This window comes from Nocardioides sp. (assembly GCF_035576065.1).
In the GTDB taxonomy this organism is placed as follows: Bacteria; Actinomycetota; Actinomycetes; order Propionibacteriales; family Nocardioidaceae; genus Nocardioides.
Window position 1 is genome coordinate 1 of the sequence record NZ_DATLWX010000020.1, and the last position, 18,515, is coordinate 18,515.

Genomic DNA, 18,515 nt, shown 5'->3' on the forward strand with positions numbered 1-18,515 from the left:
CTAGTGCCGAGGATTTGAAGTTGTTGGACGGTTGGCCTTCTTGAGGATCTCCTCGGCGGTCTTGGTCCAGACGAAGGGGTGGGAGCGGTCGTTCCACCCATCGATGAAGGCCCGGATCTTGGTGTTGAGGTCCTTGACGGACTTGAACACTCCTCGGCGGATGGCTTGGCGCTCGACGATGCCGAACCAGACCTCGACCAGGTTCATCCACGAGGCGTGGGTCGGGGTGAAGTGGATCTTGACCCGCGGGTTCGCCTCGAGCCAGGCGCGGACGTTGGTGTGCTTGTGAGCTGCGTAGTTGTCCATCACCAGATGCAGCTCGACGGGGTCGCCGTCGGAGTCGAGGACGTGGCGGTAGGTGCGTTCGATCTGCTTGAGGAACGCCAAGAACTCCTGATGACGATGCCGGGGCTTCAACGCCGCAGTGACCTGACCCGTGGCGATGTCCAGGGCGGCGAACAACGTCGAGGTGCCGTGCCGATAGTAGTCATGCGAGCGGCGCTCGATCCGGCCCTCCTGCATCGGCAGGATCGGCACCGTGCGGTCCAGCGCCTGGATCTGGGACTTCTCATCCACGCACAGCACGATCGCGTTCTCCGGTGGCGCGAGGTACAGCCCGCAGATGTCGGTGACCTTCCCGACGAGCTCGGGGTCGGTGGAGAACCGGAACGACTCCGCCTTCCACGGCTTGACGCCGTAGGCCCGCCACGCCCGCGCGATCGAGGTGTTGGAGATCCCCAGCCGATCGGCGAGCAGCCGGGTCGACCAGTGCGTGACCCCGAGCTTCTTCGGCGGCGGCTTCAACGTCTCGGCCACGATCGCTCGATGGTCCAGCTCGCGCGGGCGCCCAGGGCGATCACGATCAGCAAGACCCGCAAGACCATGCTCGGTGTACCGCTCGCGCCACGCGATCACGGTCGTGGGACTCGCCCCAACGAGCTCAGCGATCCGCCGATTCCCCACCCCGTCGGCGGCGAGCAGCAGGATCCGTGCCCGCTTCGCGGCGCCCGCCCGCACGGTCGAGGAACGCGTCCACCCCTCCAGGACCTCGCGGTCACCAGAGCGCAACACCAGAGCCGGAGCAGGATGATTCGCCATGCCCCCATAATTTCAGACCCATAGCGTTCATCTATTTACGACACGCGACACTAGTGCCGCGTCATAGGGGCGAAGTGGGCGCATCACTCTGGGCGGTACGCCCTCTTCAGATCGGGAACATCTGAACCTACTGCGCGACCGCAGAGGCGTAGTTGAAGAAGTCTGTCGGCAGAGGGCTCTCTAGCTTCCATGTGATCGCGATCGGCCGGTCGCCCGTGTGCGCGACGTACGTCGCGGGACCGAGGAATAGGTACGGCGACGTGCCGAAGTCGTCCTTCTGCTCCTGGCGCACGAAGAGCAGGACGGTAGAGGACCCGTCGAGGTAGCGCCGGCCGGTGGGTGAGTTGACCGAGGTCGTCGACTGTGACTCCCAGTGGAACAGGTCGCGCGAGATCAGGTAGTCGGCGTACATCGTCGTCGGAGAGTAGTCGGCCTCGGACTTCTTCAGCGTGACGAAGAACGCGTCGATGTTGTGCTCGACGAAGTAGAAGACGCCTTCGCGGAAGCTGTTGGGCAGGCGCGGGAAGTCGAGAGCGGCGAGGATCTCCTCCCGCTGGTACCGGGCGTGCACACGCAGCGGCACGCCCTCCAAACGTCCGGAGAGCGCGAGGGGCACGTGACGAGCTGCTTCGAAGCTGAGGTCGACGACGCTCGTGATCTCGGAACGCGCGGCGGTCTCCTTGCGCATGGCCTCGAAACCTTCGGAGACGGTCGCGAAGCCGCCGCCGTCCGACCAGAACGAGTAGTAGAGCATTCGCGCGATCCGCTGCTCGGCAGGGGAGAGCGCGTCATACGTCGGTGCCGACTCGGCGAGCAGCGACCGGTAGGCCTCGGCGCGCAGGGGGTCGTCCACGTGCGCGAAGGCACGGACCCGCTTGAGGAGCTTCTCTTCCAGTTCCGAGCCCGGCAGGGTTTCGAGGCCAGCGTCGTGGCGCAGCTTCGTCCAGGAGTGACTCCCTCTCCGTAGGACGTCGCTGAGCTCTAGTCCCGACGACTCCAGGAAGTCTGCCAGGGACTGGTCCTTGGTCGCGCGGAGCCGCTCAACGATCTGCGCCCAACGGTTGGCGATCTGGGACTTGAGGTTCTCGAGCACGACCTCTTGTGTCTGCTTGTCGAGGCGGACCTGGCACCCGGACGGCAGGAACGGGAAGTCCTCCTTGACCGCCTTCTCCAGATGCTTGCCGCTGAGGCCCGTCAGGACGCCGAACTTCCGGGAGAAGCTGAACTCCTTGCGGTGATAGCCAACGAAGTCGAGCACGGTCAGCACGGCCTTGCGCTCGGTCCGCCTCAGCCCGCGTCCTAGTTGCTGCATGAAGATGGTCGAGCTCTCCGTGGGTCGCAGAAACAGCACGGTGTCTACATCTGGGACGTCGAGACCCTCGTTGAAGACGTCAACGGTGAAGAGCACGTTGATGTCTGCGGACCGCAACTGCCTCAAGGCATCAGAGCGATCCGCAGTCGGGGTTTCTCCGGTGACACTGGCTGCCGGGATCCCTGCCTCATTGAAGACGCGCGTCATGTACTCGGCGTGGGCAACGCTGACGCAGAACCCGAGGGCCCGCATCTCGTGCACGTTGACGATCTTGTCGCGCACCTGCTTGAGCACGACGCGGGCGCGGGCGTCGTTCCCCGTGTAGACGTCGGCGAGTTGTTCCTCGTCGTACCGGCCGCGAGTCCACGTCACCTGTCGCAGGTCCGTTCCGTCGGCGATCCCGAAGTAATGGAAGGGGCACAGCAGATCGGCGCCCAGCGCATCCCAGAGTCGGAGCTCGGCGGCGGTGCGCCCGTCAAAGAAGGAGCGCACATCGGTGCCGTCGGCTCGTTCCGGAGTGGCGGTTAGCCCCAAGAGCTCAGCAGGCTGCAGGTGATCCAGGATCCGCCGATAGGTCTTTGCCTCCGCGTGGTGGAACTCGTCGATGACGACCACTTCATAGGCATCGCGGGGGATGTTGGTGACGCCGTACGACGTCAGCGACTGGACGCTGGCAAAGACGTGTTTCCACCGCTCGGGTCGCTGTCCACCGACGTACAACTCACCGAAGTCGCCGTCGGCGAGAACCTCTCGGTACGTGCGCATCGACTGTTCGAGGATCTCGCGCCGGTGCGCGACAAAGAGGAGACTGGGTGCGCGGCCACCGGCCTTTGCGACCAGGTGTCGGAAGTCCAGGGCAGCGATGACCGTCTTGCCAGTCCCCGTCGCGGCGACGATGAGATTGCGATGGCGATCGTGGAGGACCCGCTCGACCTCGATCGCGTCGAGCATCTCTTGCTGGTACGACCAGGCGCGTACTTCTAGGCCGACAAGGCTGATGGTCACGCGGTCGGAGCTCTTGGCGCCTTTGGCCTCGAGCAGCGCGTCGTCGAGCCGGTCACGATCGCGGTCGGGGTCGTAGGTCTCGAACTCGGGGCTGTTCCAGTAGGCGTCAAACGTCGCGCGGAACTTGTCCATCAGGCTGGGCGTTGCTGCCTTGCTCAACCGGACGTTCCACTCAACGCCTTCGAGCATCGCGGAGGTCGTGAGGTTCGAGGACCCGACGTAGGCGGTGTCGAAACCGGTATCGCGTCCGAAGAGCCACGCCTTGGCGTGGAGGCGAGTGCGCTTGGCGTCGTACTGCACCTTGACCTCAGCGCCAAAGTCGCGGACCAATCGATCGAGTGCCTCGCGCTGGGTGCCGCCGATGTAGGTCGTCGTGACGACTCGGATCGGAATGCCCGCTTCCCGAGCGGTCGCCAGCTCGCCCTCTATGAGTCGCAATCCGTGCCACATCACAAAGGCGCAGAGCAGATCGATCGAGTCGGCTGAGTCGATCTCGGCCCGGAGCTCGGAGGCCAAGCTCGGCTCGCCGTGCGCGTTGGTGAGGAGCGCTACGTCGTTGAGTGGCGTCTTCGGACGGTGCCGGAGCCGAGGCGTGCGACCAGGACCCAGGGGGGCGCGCAACGCGTGGAGTTCACGGACTGGGTCGCTCAGCGGATCCGGAACGGACTCGATGGCGGCCAGCACTGCGTTGGCTGCCTCTAGGCGCGCGCCCGGGTCCTTGATCGCAGCCAGGCGGGAGTGAAGTGCCTTAGCGATGTGACGGGTCAGCACATGTGACTGGTCTGCCTCGTCGACTCTGCTGAGCTCCGACTCGAGACCGTGGAGCGAATCGAGAGATCGCTCAAGGCCTGCCGTGACCACGTGTTCGTACAAGCCTTCGCGCACGGTGCGTACCTTGCCAGTTTGCGGGGCGAGTGTCCGCTAGAGAGGGGGATCGCACGATTAGAGCTCCGAAGTCGGCATTCACCTGACACGCGCGGATCGGGCTCGCACACTCATAAGCGCCGCCACCTTGGCGATGAGTCTGATGTCTACGGGGAAACACACATGAAGAAGAAGCTTGCCGTCGCAGCCGCGTTGTCGCTGCCTTGCCTTGCGTTCACTGCCGTCTCCGCCAACGCTGCGGCCCCTCCCGCTAGGTGGGCCAACTGCACCACCGTCAACGAGCGACTTCCGCACGGCGTGGGCCTCGCCAATGCTCGCGACAGGACGTCCGGGACGCCCGTGACCACATTCCGGCGCGACACTGCGATGTACCGAACCGCTGATGCCGCAAACAGTCGCTTGGACGGCGACAACGATGGCGTCGCCTGCGAGAAGGCGTAGCGGACCGCGTCACCGGCGACGCCAACTTGGACCCAGAAGTCCGCGATTGAGTGGCAAAGCAGGCGCCAGCCTGCGACGCTACGCACGTCGCGACACCGCGCCACAACTTTCACGGGAGAACCATGTCCACACGCATCCTGGTCGCCGCAGCATCCTTCGCGCTGGGCGCCACCCTGCTCGTCGCGCCCGCCACGGCGGCGCCGACGACCGTCGCTTCGTCAGCACCGGCGCAGTACAAGGCTGCCCCTATCGACTGGGGCAAGTGCAAGGACGACTTCCTCATCGACTCCGGCGCGCGGTGCGGGATGCTCACCGTCCCGCTGGATCACGCGGACCCGACCGGCCCCACGATCAAGCTCGCCGTCTCGCGGGTGAAGCACAAGGGGCAGAAGTACCGCGGCGTGATGTTCACCAACCCCGGCGGCCCGGGCGGCAGCGGCACCTTCGTCGCGGGATACGGCCAGTTCGTGCCCAAGGACGTGGGGAAGACCTACGACTGGATCGGCGTGGACCCGCGCGGCGTCGGGGACAGCAGGCCCGCCCTGTCGTGCGACAAGCGGATCCTGAAGATCGGCACGCGTCCGCCGTACGACCCGACGACCGGCGGGATCCTTGCCAGGTGGATCGGGAAGTCCGAGGACTACGCCCGGGACTGCGGCGACTCGGCCGCGGCGAGGCTGCTGCCGCACATGAAGACCACCGACATCGTCGCTGACTTCGAGGTGCTGCGCGAGACGCTCAACGCCGAGAAGGTCAGCTTCTACGGGTTCTCCTACGGCACCTACATCGCTCAGGTCTACGCCACCCTGCACCCCGAGCGCCTGGACAAGCTCGTGCTCGACGGCGTCGTCGACCCGCGCGGCATCTGGTACGAGTCCAACCGAAACCAGAACGTCGCCTTCGAGAAGTCGATCAAGGGCTTCTACCGCTGGGCCGCCCGAGGCAACCGCGACCTGCGGCTCGGCCGGACCGCGGCGGCTGTCGAGAAGACCTACTACCGGGTGCTGCGAAAGGTGACCCGCAACCGGATCAACGGGGTCGGGGCCGCGGAGCTGACCGACGTCGTGCTGGGGGCGGGCTATGCCGCGTTCCTCTACCCCGAGATCGCGTCTGCGCTCTCCGAGATCGCCAACAAGGGGACCGCCAAGCAGGCCCGCATGCTCTATGTGTCGCAGAACCCGGTCGAGCCCCGCGGCGACAACGGCTACGCGGCCTACCTCGCCACGATCTGCACCGACGCCCCCTGGCCGACGGACCTCAACCAGATCCTCGCCGACAACGCGGCCCAGCACGAGCAGTACCCCTTCATCACCTGGGGCAACGGCTGGTTCAACGCCCCGTGCCGCACCTGGCCGGCACCGGCCGCGCCCGCTGCGGTCGAGGTTGCGCCGTACGCCGGATCTGTCCTGCTGATCAACGAGACCTTCGACGGCGCCACGCCGATCGAGGGTGCCAGGGAGGTACGCCGCCGGTTCACCAGCGCCGTGCTCATCGAGGGCGTCAAGGGCACTACCCACTCAGGGAGCCTGAGCGGCGTCGGCTGCGTCGACAACAAGATCGCGAAGTACCTCGCCACGGGCAAGCTGCCCACGCGCAAGTCCGGTGACGTCTCCGACGTCCGCTGCCCGCGCATCCCCGCGCCGCCGACCGGGCTGGCCGGCGACGGGCACGACTTCGAGGCCAACCCCCGGATCACGCCGCTGGGGTAGGCGCTGGGGCGCCGACCAGGGGGTGTGAATTGGGCGGACCGCCCATTGTGGAGCAGCCGGGTCCACTGGCATGGTGCAGGACACACGTAGTTCTCGTCATGGTCCTCGGGGACCCTGCATCAGGAGCCACCATGTCCACAGCCCTCCGTTCACGTCTGGGGGCGGGGCTCTCAGCCCTCGTGCTCAGCGCCTCCCTCCTCGCCCTGCCGGCGCCCAGCTTCGCTGAGACCGAATATCGGCGAGGCCCGGACCCCACCGCAGCAGCGCTCCAGACGACGGGCCCACTCGCCTACGCGTCCGTCACCGTCTCCGATGCGTCGACGCCCGGCTTCGGCGCGGCGACCATCTACTACCCGACGGACACCAGCCAGGGGACGTACGGCGGGGTCGCGATCTCGCCCGGATACACCGAGTCCCAGTCGGCGGTCAGCTGGTTCGGCCCGCGGCTCGCCTCGCACGGCTTCGTGGTCATCACCTTCAACACCAGCTCGCGCTACGACCAGCCCGCTGCCCGGGGCACGCAGCTCCTGGCCGCGCTCGACTACCTGACCACGTCCAGCAGCGTGAGGACCCGCGTCGACGCCAGCCGGCTTGCCGTGATGGGCCACTCGATGGGAGGCGGCGGCTCGCTCGACGCTGCCAAGAAGCGACCGTCGCTGCAGGCGACCATCCCGCTCACGCCCTGGCACACCGACAAGACGTGGCCGGAGATCGTGACCCCGTCGCTCATCATCGGCGCCGAGCGCGACACAGTTGCACCGGTGGGCAGCCACGCCGAGCCGTTCTACGTGAGCGAGTCGGCGACACTTCAAAAGGCCTACGCCGAGCTCAACGAGGCGGGCCACAGCGCGACCAACTCCGCCAATGCGCCGACCTCGCGGCTGTCGGTGGCCTGGCTCAAGCGCTTCGTGGACAACGACACGCGCTACGCGCAGTTCCTCTGCCCGCCGCCCGTCACCCCGAGTGCGGAGCTGCAGGAATATCGCTCCACCTGCCCGTACTGAGAACCGCCTGCCCTCCAGAATCGCACTCAAGGCAACCCGACCACCCTCAGGAAGCGTAAGGAGGGCGACACCCCGCCGGCGACGAGGAGCAGCCCCCGATGCGGAGAGAGCGACGCGAGGCGGAGTTCACCGAGTTCTACCTGACTCGACGGCAGGCACTGCGCAGGACGGCGTACGTGATCGTCCGCGACTGGCACACCGCGGAGGACCTCACCCAGCAGTCGATGATCAAGCTGTACGCCGCATGGCCACGAGTGCGCCGAGACACCGTCGACGCCTTTGCTCGCAAGATCGTGGTGAACGAGTGCATCAGCCACCTGCGACGGCGGCGCGAGGTCACGATGGGGCACCTGCCGGACCGTGCTCAGCGATCGCCGGAGTCGCCTGAGCTCGATGTGGGGGCCGCGCTCGACATGCTGCCTCCGCGCCAGCGGGCGGTCGTGGCGCTGCGCTACCTCGATGACCTGTCGGTGGTCGACGTGGCACTCGCCCTGGCAGTCACGGAGGGCACGGTCAAGAGCCAGACTGCCAAGGCCTTGGCCACGCTCCGCACGCACGTTTCCGCGCTGGTCCTGGCCGAGGAGCCCCGATGACCGAACACGACATCGCCACGCTGCTCCGCCACCACGTCTCCGACGAACCTGCGTACACCCAGACCGCCGCCCCCATCCTGAGCCGCGGACGACGCACCGTGCGCCGTACCCGATTTGCCATCTCGGGCGGGGCCGCGGGTCTCGCCCTCGCCGCCGCATCGGGGCTGAGCCAGTTGCTGGCCGTCGAGACGGGTCCCGAGCGCGCCGTCGACCCCGCGATAGCCCGCCCCGTCGACGCCTACGACGTCACCGCGATGCGCCAGACGATGGACGAGCACGCGCGACCGATCCTGGAAGAGTCGGTGCCGAACCTCGGAACAGCTGACTTCGTGGCGTTCGACGCTCAGCTCCAGCAGCTCCCGGAGCGCTACTGGGAGAAGGCGAGTGGATTGGTGATCCGCTATGGCGCTGGTTCTCCGCACCAGATCAGCGTCACGCTCGGCCACGCGCGCGGCGCTGCTGATGGGGACGTCGACCGCCACTGTGCCGAAGGCCTGGACGGTGGTCGGTTCCTGGAGTGCGCGGTCGACCAAGTCGAGAACGGGGACGTCGCCATCACCACGGTCGGAGCATTGCGACTTGTGCGCGCACGAGGATCGGGGCTGCAGGGATGGCGTGAGGACTTCATCGCGGTGACCGATGAGGAGCTCGGGTCGACACCGGTCGATCGGTTGTGGTTCTACCGCGATGTGAAGGTGGTCAAGTCCAACACGTTCGTGACATTGAGCAGTGAGCTCGTGCAGGCCTCCGACTTGGTGACCGCACGCAAACGGCTGGTCGTGCCGCCCGACGACCTCGTGGCGATCGGTCTTGACTACGCGCTGATGATGCATCAGCCACCGCCGGGCGAAAACGGCTGCGCTCAATGGACGATGCCGACCATGGACGTCACATGCAGCAAGAGGGATTAGGACCGACGGCGCAGTCAGGAGACGTCGGAGGACCGCTCGTCTCCCGGCACAGCACCGCACGGGGAGGGGACGTGGCTATGAAGGGCAAGCGATCCCCGCGCGCAGCGCGATGGTCACCGTTCCGCTTCGCGTGGCGCTCGGCCCTCGGCCACCGGCGCGGGCAGACCCTGGCGCTGGTCGCGGTCTCTGCGCTCATCACCGCCTGCACCGCCTTCGCCCCGGTCTACGACCGGGCCATGCAGCACGCGCTCGTCGACACCCTGCTCGCCAATGCGAGCGCCACGGAGAAGTCGGTCGTGCTCGTCTCGGAGTCCGACGAGCTCTCGAGCGGCGCGACGGAGCCGCGAAGCCCAGGCAAGCTCGAGGAGTTCATCCCGGCAGCCGTGACGGACGGGCTCGAACCGGTCGTGCTCGGTCGCACGGCGAGCGTCACCCCGATCGACTTCGACATCCCACCGACCGGGCCGCTGGTCTGGCGAGGAGGAGCCTGCGAGCACCTGACGCTGCTGAGCGGCAGCTGCCCGAAGGCGCCCGGCGACATCCTGGTCAGCGAGGCAGACGTCGACAACTTCGACCTCTCGCCGGGGTCCGTGCTGAAGGTGGGCGTGGCGGCGGACGAGACGTACCCACCAGTGCGGCTCGAGGTCGTCGGCACCTACGCGCCCCGCGACGAGCTGTGGTGGCAGGGTCAGCAGCTGGTCGGCCTCTCGGGCGTCTTCGGAACCCTGGACCCAACCGCGGCGCACGACGCGTGGGTGACGACCGAGGAGACGTTCGTCGACGCCCCGCCGATGCTGGGGGAGTCCTCCCAAGCCGGGGCCCTGGTGCGTACGTCGCTGGGCGGCGTCGACGAGGTGTTGGCCCTGGGTGCCGCGGTCCAGGAGATGGGCGTCGAGGCCTCGGGCCGGGGTTCGGACATCGAGGTCCACACCGGCCTGGGCGACCTCACCGGCGAGGTCCGGACGCAGGTTCTCCAGGGTGACCGCACCGTGCCGCTCCTGATGGCGCCGGTGGCGGTCCTGGCGCTCTTCGTCCTTTGGCTCGTGCTTGCGGCCGCCACTGAGCAGCGCCGCGGGCAGGTCGCCGTCGCGCGGCTCCGCGGCCGTGGGCCTCGTGGTGCCGTCGACCTGCTGTTGATCGAGCTGATCCCCGTCCTCCTCGCGGGCGTGGTGCCGGGCGCCGTCCTGGCGCTTCTCGGTGGGGCAGTGGCGCGCAGGCTGCTGCCCGGGGCGGCGCCGTTCGAGGTCGGTCCCGAGTTCGCGATCGCGGTCCTGCTGGCCGTGGTCGTGGTGGTCCTGACCACGGTCGCGGCCGCCGTACGCGTCGCCCGCGAGCCGATGGACAGCCTGATGCGGCGTGGACGCGTGAAGTCGATGCGATGGACGCTCGGTGCGCTCGACGCCTTCCTGATCGCCGCGGTGGGGACCGGCGTCCTCGCCTTCGTCACGGGCAGCCTGAAGGGGCCGCTCGCCCTGGCGGGGCCAGCCCTCCTGGCGTTGTTCGCGGGCCTGCTGCTCGGACACCTCGCCGCCCCCACAGCGAGCGCCTGGGGGCGCCGGCTGCTGCGTCGCGGCCGCCTCGCCACCGGCGTGACCCTCCTCGAGATGGGACGCCGGCGAGAGACCCGCACGGTCATCGCCGTCCTCACCGTGGCCAGTGCCCTGGCCGTCTTCGCCGTCGACGCCCTCGTCGTCGGCGAGCGCAACCGCACCAACGCCAGCCAGCACGATGCCGGAGCGCCGGTCGTGCTCAGCGTGGCGGGACGCAACCTCGACGGAGTGCGGGCCGCGCTCAGCGCCGCGGACCCCACCGGTCATCAGGCGACGCCGGTGATGATCTCCCGCACCACCCTCGCCGTGGAGCCCGAGGGCTTCCGCCGCGTCGCGCTCTTCCCGCGCGGGGCACCGACCGACGCGCAGTGGGAAGCCATCGCACCACCGGACACCCCACCGGTGGACCTGACGGGAACTCGGATCTCGGTGACCGCCACGCCCGACAGCGAGTTCACCACGACAGACGCCTTGGGCGACACCACCGACGCCGAGCTGAGGGCCGTGGTGACGACGAGCTCCGGGGATCGCCGCAGCGTCTACATCGGCACCCTTCCGCCACCTGGCACGACTGCCACCCTCGTGGGGAAGGTGTCGGAGTGTGCGGACGGCTGCGTGCTCGCAGCGGTGCAGTTCGTGGCCTCTTTCGGGGTCGAGGTCGAGGGCGGCCTCGAGCTGGCCGACCTGCAGGTCGACGGGCGCGCCACGGCCTGGGGAGGCTCGGCGGAGGACTGGAACACGACCGAGGGCGAGCAGATCCTGATCTTCCCGAACCCCGCGACGTCCGGCGACGTCCTGGACCTCCTGCTGGCCCTGCGGGGGGACTTCCCGGCCGAGCTCACCCCTGCCTGGGTGCCACCGGTGATCCCGGCCCTTCTGCCCACCGACCGCAAGGACGAGCTCGAGCCGGTGGTGTCAGGACCGGACGGCGCCGAGCGGGCGGCCCGGTCCGAGGGTCGGATCCTCCTCGTCCCGACCATGCCCACCCGCTCGGCGATCGTCGACCTCGACGCGATCTCCCGAGGCTCCGAGTTCACCAACAACGCCCACGTCGAAGTCTGGCTCGACGGTGACCCGGAGCTCGAGGCGGCCGTGACCGCGTCGCTGCGGGAGCGCGGGATCCCGGTCACCGACGTACGCCGCCTCCCGGATGTCCGACAGGGGTACGACGAGTCGGTCGCGACCTGGAGCCTCGCCCTCGGCGCCGTGCTGGCACCCGCCGTGATCCTCATCGCCCTGCTGGTCCTGCTCGTGCTCGCCGTCACCGGCTGGCGCGAGCGCGCCCGCGACCTCGCCGTCCTTCGCCTGAACGGTGCCTCGCGCGGCACGACCGGGCGCGTCGCGGTGTGGGCCCAGCTGCCCTCGGTCGTGCTCGGCATCGTCGCCGGGGTGAGCGCGGGGGTGCTCGGCGCAGCGGTGGCGATGCCCGACGTCCCGTTCTTCGCCCGCCAGCCGACGGTCCCGGTCGTCGACCCGTCGACCGCGTGGACCGCGGTCCTGGCCGTCGCTGCGGCCTGCTGCGTCCTGCTGCCCGCAGCCGCAGCGCTGGGTGGACGCGCAGTGGCCCGCCGGGCTCACCTGGAACGCGCGAAGGAGGCTGCCTGATGACGGGGCAAGCGATCCGGACCCGTGGTCTGGTGCACATCTATCACGCCGAGGAGCACGACGTCGCCGCCCTGTCGGGCGTCGACCTGGACGTCGCGCCGGGGGAGATGATCGGTCTGCTGGGACCGTCCGGGTCGGGCAAGTCGACGCTGATGAGCCTGCTGTCCGGCGTCCTGCGACCCAGCGCCGGCAAGGTCTTCGTCGGCGACACCGAGGTGTCCGCGGCTCCCCAGCGTGAGCTCGACCAGCTGCGCGCGACGGAGGTCGGGCTGATGCTGCAGGGCGCCGGCCGCAATCTGCTCCCGGACACCACGCCCGTCGACAACGTCCTCTTCGCGCAGCACCAGGCCCGGCGAGCCGGCCGGGAGCTCACCGACGCGAGGACGGTGCTCGCGGAGCTCGGTCTTGCGGACCACGCCGACCGCCGGCTGGGCGACCTGACACCCGGTGCTCTCCAGCTGGTCGCGGTCGCCGTCGCAATGTCCACCCGACCCGGTCTGCTCCTGTGCGACGAGCCCACCAGCCAGCTCGACCACGCCGCCCGTGACCAGGTCCTGGCCGCGATCGAGCAGGTCAACCGCACGTACGGCACCACCGTCGTCCTGGTGACCCACGACCCGGACGTCGCCCGGGTGCTGCCGCGCACGGTCACCATCCGCGACGGGCGGATCGGCGGTGAGGGACGCAGCGGCGAGGAGTATGCCGTGGTGACCGCTGACGGTTTCCTGCCCCTGCCGGGCCACGCCCGCGACAAGCTGCCGCCCGGGACGCTGGTCCGGCTGCACGAGGTCGGCGACCACTACGAGCTCAGGGTGGAGCGGACATGAGCGAGCTCCGGGCTGACGGACTGGGCGTGCGGTACGGCGAGCTCGTCGCCGTACACCCGCTGGACCTGCACGTGCCTGCCGGCCGGATGCTGTCGGTGACCGGTCCCTCCGGCGCGGGCAAGTCGTCGCTGCTGTGGGCGCTGGCGCGAGCCATCCGCCCCGCAGTGGCCTCCGTGTCCGGCACGGTCAGCGTGGACAACTCCGTGCTGTACGACAGGCTGCAAGCGGCGCGCGCCGGCGTCGTGCTCGTCCCGCAGACCAACGGACTGGCCGCCACCCTGTCGGCCGAGGAGAGCATCCTCGTCCCGCTGCTTGCGCTCGGACTGCCTGCTCCCGAGGCGTTGCTCCGCGTCGAGGAGTCGCTGATGCGGGTCGGGCTGGCCGAGTCCGGCCGTCACCTCATCGACCAGCTCTCCGGTGGCCAGCAGCAGCGGGTGGCGCTGGCCCGGGCCTTCGCCCTCCGCCCGGCGGTGCTGCTCGCCGACGAGTCGACCAGCGACCTCGACGCCGGCAACCGCGGGCTGATGATCGCGGCGCTGCGGGAGGAGACCGCCCGCGGCGCCTCGGTCGTCCTCGCGACGCACGACCCCGAGGCCGCCGCCGAGACCGACGGGACGCTAGCCCTCGACGAGGGCGTCGCCACCTGGGTCCGCCCGCTCTGAAAGCGGGGACTACAGCTCGAGCTCGTAGGCCAGCATCAGCGGACCGCCCTCGCCTTCGGTGCGACGAAAGCCAGCCGCCTCGTAGAGGCGTTGGGCCAGCTGGTCTTCCTCGCTCGTCACCAGGAACGCGTAGTCGGCGCCGCGCTCACGTGCGACCCGGATGGCCTGCGTGATCAGCTCTCGGCCGTACCCCCGACCGCGCTCGCTCGCGACGACGTACAGCTCCGCGAGGTAGGCCTCGTACGCCGCACTCCAGACCGACGGTTGCACCCTCATCAACGCCACGCCAACAGCTGCCGCGGTCTCGGTGGCCCGGGCGAGCAGGACCGTCACGTGGTCGCCGTCGATCAGCTCGGTCAGCCGAGCCGCCAACTCGTGCGGCGGAGGGCTGGGCTCGTCGTACTCCACGTTGAAGTCGTGCAGGAGCTGCGCGGCGTCGGCGATCCCGTCAGCCGAGCCCCCGGTCACCGTCTCGATCATGAGCGCCAGTTTGTCAGGACAGGAATGGGCCGTCGATGACACGTGCCGGCGCACCCACGAGCGGGTGCGCCGGCACGATGAGTCAAGCGGCAGGGTCACTGGCCGCTGCGGTGCGTCACCGCCTTGAGGGCGTTGATCTGCCCGTTGCCGTACCACGAGTTGTAGCCGGCACCGCCCTGGCACTCCTGCACCTGGCCGTCGGGGCGCAGAGCGGTGGCGTAGGGCCTCGTGGCGCGGCTGCTCCCGGGGGCGCCGGTCAACGGCAGCTCGGTCGGGCACGGCTGCGAGTCGGCCGTCTGCTGGAGGTAGGCGGCCACCGAGCCCGGGCGCATCTTGCCGTTCTGCGGGTTGTCGAGGTCGCCGTAGCGGCTGATGATCAGCGCCGCGACCCCCGAGGCGTGCGGTGCAGCCATCGAGGTCCCCTGTGCGTAGCAGTAGGTCGTGGAGCCGGCTGCCGTGTCCTCCTTGACCGAGCGCCCGCACGGAGCATCGCTGGGCCAGGTGGAGAGGATCAGGCCGAACGGCTGACCCTCGGTGCCCCGACCGTAGAAGAAGTCGCCGCCGGGAGCAGTGACCTCCGCGACCCCGACGCCGTACGCCGAGTAGTAGGCCTTGAGGTAGTCGTTGGGGTCGTCGTCACCGTCGACCTGGCGGGTGTTGCCCACCGAGGTCACGCCGACCACGCCGGGCAGCTCCAGCGGCACGACGACGCAGGCGTTGGTGATGTCCCGCTCGGTCGCTGCGTCCGGCGGGAAGTTCGGGCTGGAGTCGTCGAACGTCGGGTGGGCCCGGTCGTCGCTGTCGTTGCCCTGGGCCGCGACGTGCAGGACCCCCTGGTTCTGGGCGTACAGCGCAGCGCGCTGGGTCGCCTTCCACAGGACGCGCTGATCGGCGTTGTTGCGGCAGTTGTAGAGGTAGGGATCCATGTAGTAGCTGTTGTTGGTCACGTCCATCTGCTGGGAGCCCGCCCACATGAAGGCGCAGACGACCATGTGGGAAAAGAAGTAGCCGTCGTCGTTGGAGGCCTTGATGCCGGCCACCTTGACGTTGGGTGCCACCCCGGTGATGCCGAACCCGTTGTCGGCGGCGGCGATGGTGCCGGCCGTGTGGGTGCCGTGACCGTGGTGGTCGTCCCAGGCGGCCGGGTCCTGGTTGGGCACACCGCTCTCGCACGACGCGCTGCGTGCGAAGTCGATGTTCTGCTGGAGGTCGGGGTGGTCCTTGTCCAGCCCGGTGTCGATGTCGCCCACGACCACGGAGGGACTGCCGCCGGTGATGGCGTGCGCCTGCGGTGCGGAAATCTGGCGCATGTCCCACTGCAGCGCCGCCAGCGAGTCGGGAGTGGCGGGGGAGTTGGGCAGCTCGGACGGCTGGTCGTGGGAGTCCGACATCTGCGCCCCCGAGGGCGCCACGGAGGCAATGGCCCGCGATGCGGCGACGCCGGAGACGCGACCGTCTGAGCGCATCTGGGTGGCGAACGACGTGCTGGTGGACCGGGCGATGGCGACGCCAATGGCGTCGTACCCGGCCACGAGGGTGCCGTCGGCTCGACCGACGCGGGCGGAGAGGTCAGCCGGGAGGGACTTCTGGTTGTACAGGACGATGTAGGTGGTGTTCTCACCTGTCGCTGCCGCCGTGGATGACGACGGAGAGCTGTTGGACAGGGCCGGTTGGGCCCCAGCCAGGACGAGAGCGCCTACTGCCGCGAGTGATGTCGCGATCTTGTGGACGAGTTGCATGTGTGCACGCTCCTCTGCACCGATGCCTCTGCCACCGATGGCAGCACCGAGAAGGCAGCCGGATGCCCGCAGTTTTGCACTACGCGCGGTGCATGACCAGACCCTCGCGGGACGCTACCGTCCGGTCATGGAGATCCCCTTCGTCCTCAACGGTGTGGCTGGCCGAGTGCTCGTCGACTACCGCCGCAACGTCGACCCGGATCTTTTCGGGTGCGAGCCGGACACCGTCGACTACCCCATCTGCACCGCGACCGTTGACCGACCGCTCCGCGGCTACGACTCGTTGATGGGCTGGGTCCAGCTGGTGCGCTCGGACGACAACGACAGCGGCGGCGAGCGTTTCGAGATGGACCCGCTCGCGTTCCTGGGCCACCTGCCGCACCCCTACTGCTGGCTCGGTCTCAACCCGACGCTCTTCGACGCCCCGTCCCGCTCACCGCGCGTCGACATGGACTGGATGGCCCACAGCTTCCTGTGCTTCCCCGACGACATCGGCAACGGTCTCGAGGCGCGGCCGATGCTCGGCTTCTCGTGGGGGTTCGTCGCCCGGGGCGGCGAGATCACGCTCGTGCCGCCGCAGGTGCTCGACGGCGCCGCCTGGGACGAGCACCTCGACACGCTGCGCGCACTTCACCCCGGCTGGCACTTCTCGCCGGGTCTCGCCGACCTGGCGTGATTCCGGGTCAACTGGCGGCAAACGGCTCTAGGGTTCGACCATGCGCCCCTCTGTGCCTCGCACCGCACCCGCCGTCGCCGTCATGGCCGTCGTTGCTCTCCTGGCTGGGACCGGTGGTGCCGTCGCCGGGACCATGATCACCAGCTCCCAGATCAAGAACGACACCATCCGCAGCGTCGACGTCAGGAACGGCACGCTGAAGACTCGTGACCTCTCGGCAACCGCCAGGGCCACTCTGGCCGGATCCGGGGGCCCCATCGGCGCAACTGGCCCGCGTGGACCTGTCGGGCCAGTCGGACCGAGGGGTGCGCCGGGGGACACGGGTGCCCAGGGCGTCCCGGGCGTCACTGGGGCGCCAGGACGAGCAGGAGAACCGGGAGTGGCCGGTACGCCGGGCGCTGATGGGGCTGATGGCGTCGATGGAGCCCCCGGGCTCGTACCGGACGCTGCCTGTCCTCTGGGCGAGATGCCGGTCAGTGTCGTCGCGGGTGCGTTGGACTGTCAGGTGACGAACGTCCTGCGGGAACTCGACCCCAACCCCGATGCCGTGTCAGTGCAGTTCCTGCGCGGCCACATCAGCGGGTCCGTCCTCGCCTTCAGCGGGGGCGCCCAGGACGGCGACGAGTACAGGTTCTTCCTGCCCGAGACCCGCGTCGTCAACGTGCAGATGATCAGCCCCTGCGACCAGCCACGGCAGGCCTTCCTAGAGATCAGGACGCCGTTCGGCTCCGAGCAGCCAACAACGGATCAGAACGGGTGCCTCACGATCACCAGGGAGCTCGGCCCTGGTACCTACAGCATCCGCGTGAACCCGGGCGTTGCGAACCAGGTCATCCGCTACGAGCTGGTCTTCGACGCCCGCTGATCCGTCGAGACAGGCAGGCCTCGAGCGACTGCTCCCGCGGTCCAGCGGACGCCTGAAGGATGGCGGCCCACGGTGTGGTTGAGCGCCGCCGCGATGTCCTGGGTCGACGAACCAGCAGCGTGCATCTCGGCGATGAGAGTGGCGTCATCGCACGAGACGCCGTCAGCGACTCGTGGCAGGCGCGACTGTCGCTCCGCCACCGGGACCCGTTCGGAGGCGGCGATGGCGTCCTCGAGCTGGTCGATGGGGACCGCTGGTGACCACAGCCAGCCCTGACCTCGCTGGCACCCCATGGAACGAAGGACGCCGTACTGTTCTGCTGTCTCGACGCCCTCAGCGACGGTCGAGGCGCTCACGGCCCGAGCCAGACTGATGATGCTGTCGCAGATCGCTTCGTCGTCGGCGCTCGCCCCGATGCCGGCGACCACCGCACGGTCGATCTTGAGAGCGTTGATCGGGTAGAGGCGCAGGCGCAGCAGAGAGCTGAAGCTCGTCCCGAAGTCGTCGATGGCGAACTTGACACCCAGGGACGACAAGGCGGCGTACGTCGCGGCCGTGATCCCCTCGTCCTTGAGGAAGGCGGACTCCGTCACTTCGACCGTCAGGCGCTCCGGGCGTACATCGTTGGCCTCGAGAGCGTCCTGCACCTTGCCGACCACGTGGTCATCGAGCTGGTGCACCGAGAAGTTGATCGCCATGTCGAGCTCGCGGCCCTCCCGCGTCAGAACTGACGCGTCCCGGATGGCCTGGCCGAGTGCCCAGTCTCCCAGTGGGCCGATGAGGCCTTGGTCCTCCGCGAGCGTGATGAACCGGTTCGGTGCCAGGAGCCCCAGGACGGGGTGCTGCCAGCGCGCCAGGGACTCGACCGCGACCACCCGGCCCGAGGTCAGGTCCACCACGGGTTGGTAGTGCATGACGAACTCGTCCGCAGGGTGCTCCATCGCGAGGTGGAGGTCCGCCTCCAACCCCCTCACCGGCGTCGTCAGCTTGTGCAGCTCCCCGAACGAGGCGCGTTCACGAGGGCTGGGTGTGGGGGACTCGGGTGGCGTGGCCATGGCGACTGGCAGTGGATCGAGCGACGACACTGATGCTGCCTGCTTTCGGTAGTGCCGGGTGGAATGCCACAGTTTCTCCACAAGTGGGCACCTATGGT

The 18,515-nt window shown here is 68.8% G+C and carries 15 protein-coding genes; 10 read left to right on the forward strand and 5 right to left on the reverse strand.

The window, feature by feature from the left end; translation table 11 throughout:
- The gene (locus VNJ48_RS10600; protein ID WP_325601850.1) at window positions 1–1,098 is read right to left on the reverse strand and encodes an IS630 family transposase; all 1,098 of its coding nucleotides are present in this window, start codon (window positions 1,096–1,098) and stop codon (window positions 1–3) included.
- Window positions 1,099–1,225: 127 nt separating this feature from the next.
- Complete coding sequence (locus tag VNJ48_RS10605; protein ID WP_325601852.1) at window positions 1,226–4,300, reverse strand: DUF3427 domain-containing protein; 3,075 nt, start codon at window positions 4,298–4,300, stop codon at window positions 1,226–1,228.
- Between the two features lie 366 nt (window positions 4,301–4,666).
- Here VNJ48_RS10605 and VNJ48_RS22665 point away from each other — a divergent pair, with 366 nt between their 5' ends.
- The 8 genes from VNJ48_RS22665 (at window position 4,667) to VNJ48_RS10640 (ending at window position 13,602) form a co-directional block, all read left to right on the forward strand.
- Window positions 4,667–4,741: an excalibur calcium-binding domain-containing protein gene (locus VNJ48_RS22665; protein WP_414689942.1), complete on the forward strand. Its 75-nt coding sequence runs from the start codon at window positions 4,667–4,669 to the stop codon at window positions 4,739–4,741.
- A 122-nt stretch (window positions 4,742–4,863) separates the two neighbouring features.
- Window positions 4,864–6,450 (forward strand): alpha/beta hydrolase, encoded by a 1,587-nt coding sequence (locus VNJ48_RS10610; RefSeq protein WP_325601854.1) that lies wholly within the window; start codon window positions 4,864–4,866, stop codon window positions 6,448–6,450.
- Between the two features lie 131 nt (window positions 6,451–6,581).
- On the forward strand, window positions 6,582–7,454 hold the full coding sequence (locus tag VNJ48_RS10615) for a dienelactone hydrolase family protein (RefSeq protein ID WP_325601855.1): 873 nt from the start codon (window positions 6,582–6,584) through the stop codon (window positions 7,452–7,454).
- A 98-nt stretch (window positions 7,455–7,552) separates the two neighbouring features.
- Window positions 7,553–8,047 (forward strand): sigma-70 family RNA polymerase sigma factor, encoded by a 495-nt coding sequence (locus tag VNJ48_RS10620; protein WP_325601857.1) that lies wholly within the window; start codon window positions 7,553–7,555, stop codon window positions 8,045–8,047.
- Window positions 8,044–8,958, forward strand: a complete 915-nt coding sequence (locus VNJ48_RS10625) for a hypothetical protein (protein WP_325601859.1) — start codon at window positions 8,044–8,046, stop codon at window positions 8,956–8,958. The genes VNJ48_RS10620 and VNJ48_RS10625 overlap by 4 nt, the downstream gene beginning before the upstream one ends.
- Before the next feature lie 77 nt (window positions 8,959–9,035).
- Entirely contained in the window at window positions 9,036–12,113 is a 3,078-nt protein-coding gene (locus VNJ48_RS10630) for an ABC transporter permease (RefSeq protein ID WP_325601860.1), read from the forward strand.
- Window positions 12,113–12,940: an ABC transporter ATP-binding protein gene (locus VNJ48_RS10635; RefSeq protein ID WP_325601862.1), complete on the forward strand. Its 828-nt coding sequence runs from the start codon at window positions 12,113–12,115 to the stop codon at window positions 12,938–12,940. Before VNJ48_RS10630 ends, VNJ48_RS10635 begins: the two co-directional genes overlap by 1 nt.
- Window positions 12,937–13,602, forward strand: coding sequence for an ATP-binding cassette domain-containing protein (locus tag VNJ48_RS10640; protein ID WP_325601864.1), 666 nt, complete (start codon window positions 12,937–12,939; stop codon window positions 13,600–13,602). Before VNJ48_RS10635 ends, VNJ48_RS10640 begins: the two co-directional genes overlap by 4 nt.
- A 9-nt stretch (window positions 13,603–13,611) precedes the next feature.
- Here VNJ48_RS10640 and VNJ48_RS10645 read toward each other — a convergent pair whose 3' ends face one another.
- Both VNJ48_RS10645 and VNJ48_RS10650 read right to left on the reverse strand, forming a co-directional pair.
- Window positions 13,612–14,082 (reverse strand): GNAT family N-acetyltransferase, encoded by a 471-nt coding sequence (locus VNJ48_RS10645; protein WP_325601865.1) that lies wholly within the window; start codon window positions 14,080–14,082, stop codon window positions 13,612–13,614.
- Between the two features lie 95 nt (window positions 14,083–14,177).
- Window positions 14,178–15,821: a S8 family peptidase gene (locus VNJ48_RS10650; RefSeq protein WP_325601867.1), complete on the reverse strand. Its 1,644-nt coding sequence runs from the start codon at window positions 15,819–15,821 to the stop codon at window positions 14,178–14,180.
- 127 nt (window positions 15,822–15,948) lie between these two features.
- On the opposite strand from VNJ48_RS10650, the gene VNJ48_RS10655 reads away from it, so the two are divergent.
- Both VNJ48_RS10655 and VNJ48_RS10660 read left to right on the forward strand, forming a co-directional pair.
- On the forward strand, window positions 15,949–16,497 hold the full coding sequence (locus VNJ48_RS10655) for a hypothetical protein (RefSeq protein WP_325601869.1): 549 nt from the start codon (window positions 15,949–15,951) through the stop codon (window positions 16,495–16,497).
- 40 nt (window positions 16,498–16,537) lie between these two features.
- Window positions 16,538–17,362 carry a hypothetical protein gene (locus VNJ48_RS10660; RefSeq protein ID WP_325601871.1) on the forward strand — a complete coding sequence of 275 codons (825 nt, stop codon included), beginning with the start codon at window positions 16,538–16,540 and terminating at the stop codon, window positions 17,360–17,362.
- Here the strand turns inward: VNJ48_RS10660 and VNJ48_RS10665 are convergent.
- On the reverse strand, window positions 17,335–18,417 hold the full coding sequence (locus tag VNJ48_RS10665) for an EAL domain-containing protein (RefSeq protein WP_325601873.1): 1,083 nt from the start codon (window positions 18,415–18,417) through the stop codon (window positions 17,335–17,337). The genes VNJ48_RS10660 and VNJ48_RS10665 overlap by 28 nt on opposite strands.
- Window positions 18,418–18,515: the final 98 nt, after the last annotated feature.

Coding starts and splice junctions, on each gene's coding strand:
- VNJ48_RS10635 (WP_325601862.1), top strand. CDS start 12,113: ATGACGGGGCAAGCGATCCGGACCCGTGGTCTGGTGCACATCTATCAC.
- VNJ48_RS10650 (WP_325601867.1), bottom strand. CDS start 15,821: ATGCAACTCGTCCACAAGATCGCGACATCACTCGCGGCAGTAGGCGCT.
- VNJ48_RS10610 (WP_325601854.1), top strand. CDS start 4,864: ATGTCCACACGCATCCTGGTCGCCGCAGCATCCTTCGCGCTGGGCGCC.
- VNJ48_RS10615 (WP_325601855.1), top strand. CDS start 6,582: ATGTCCACAGCCCTCCGTTCACGTCTGGGGGCGGGGCTCTCAGCCCTC.
- VNJ48_RS10600 (WP_325601850.1), bottom strand. CDS start 1,098: ATGGCGAATCATCCTGCTCCGGCTCTGGTGTTGCGCTCTGGTGACCGC.
- VNJ48_RS10655 (WP_325601869.1), top strand. CDS start 15,949: ATGGAGATCCCCTTCGTCCTCAACGGTGTGGCTGGCCGAGTGCTCGTC.
- VNJ48_RS10630 (WP_325601860.1), top strand. CDS start 9,036: ATGAAGGGCAAGCGATCCCCGCGCGCAGCGCGATGGTCACCGTTCCGC.
- VNJ48_RS10660 (WP_325601871.1), top strand. CDS start 16,538: ATGCGCCCCTCTGTGCCTCGCACCGCACCCGCCGTCGCCGTCATGGCC.
- VNJ48_RS10665 (WP_325601873.1), bottom strand. CDS start 18,417: ATGGCCACGCCACCCGAGTCCCCCACACCCAGCCCTCGTGAACGCGCC.
- VNJ48_RS10640 (WP_325601864.1), top strand. CDS start 12,937: ATGAGCGAGCTCCGGGCTGACGGACTGGGCGTGCGGTACGGCGAGCTC.
- VNJ48_RS10625 (WP_325601859.1), top strand. CDS start 8,044: ATGACCGAACACGACATCGCCACGCTGCTCCGCCACCACGTCTCCGAC.
- VNJ48_RS10620 (WP_325601857.1), top strand. CDS start 7,553: ATGCGGAGAGAGCGACGCGAGGCGGAGTTCACCGAGTTCTACCTGACT.
- VNJ48_RS10645 (WP_325601865.1), bottom strand. CDS start 14,082: ATGATCGAGACGGTGACCGGGGGCTCGGCTGACGGGATCGCCGACGCC.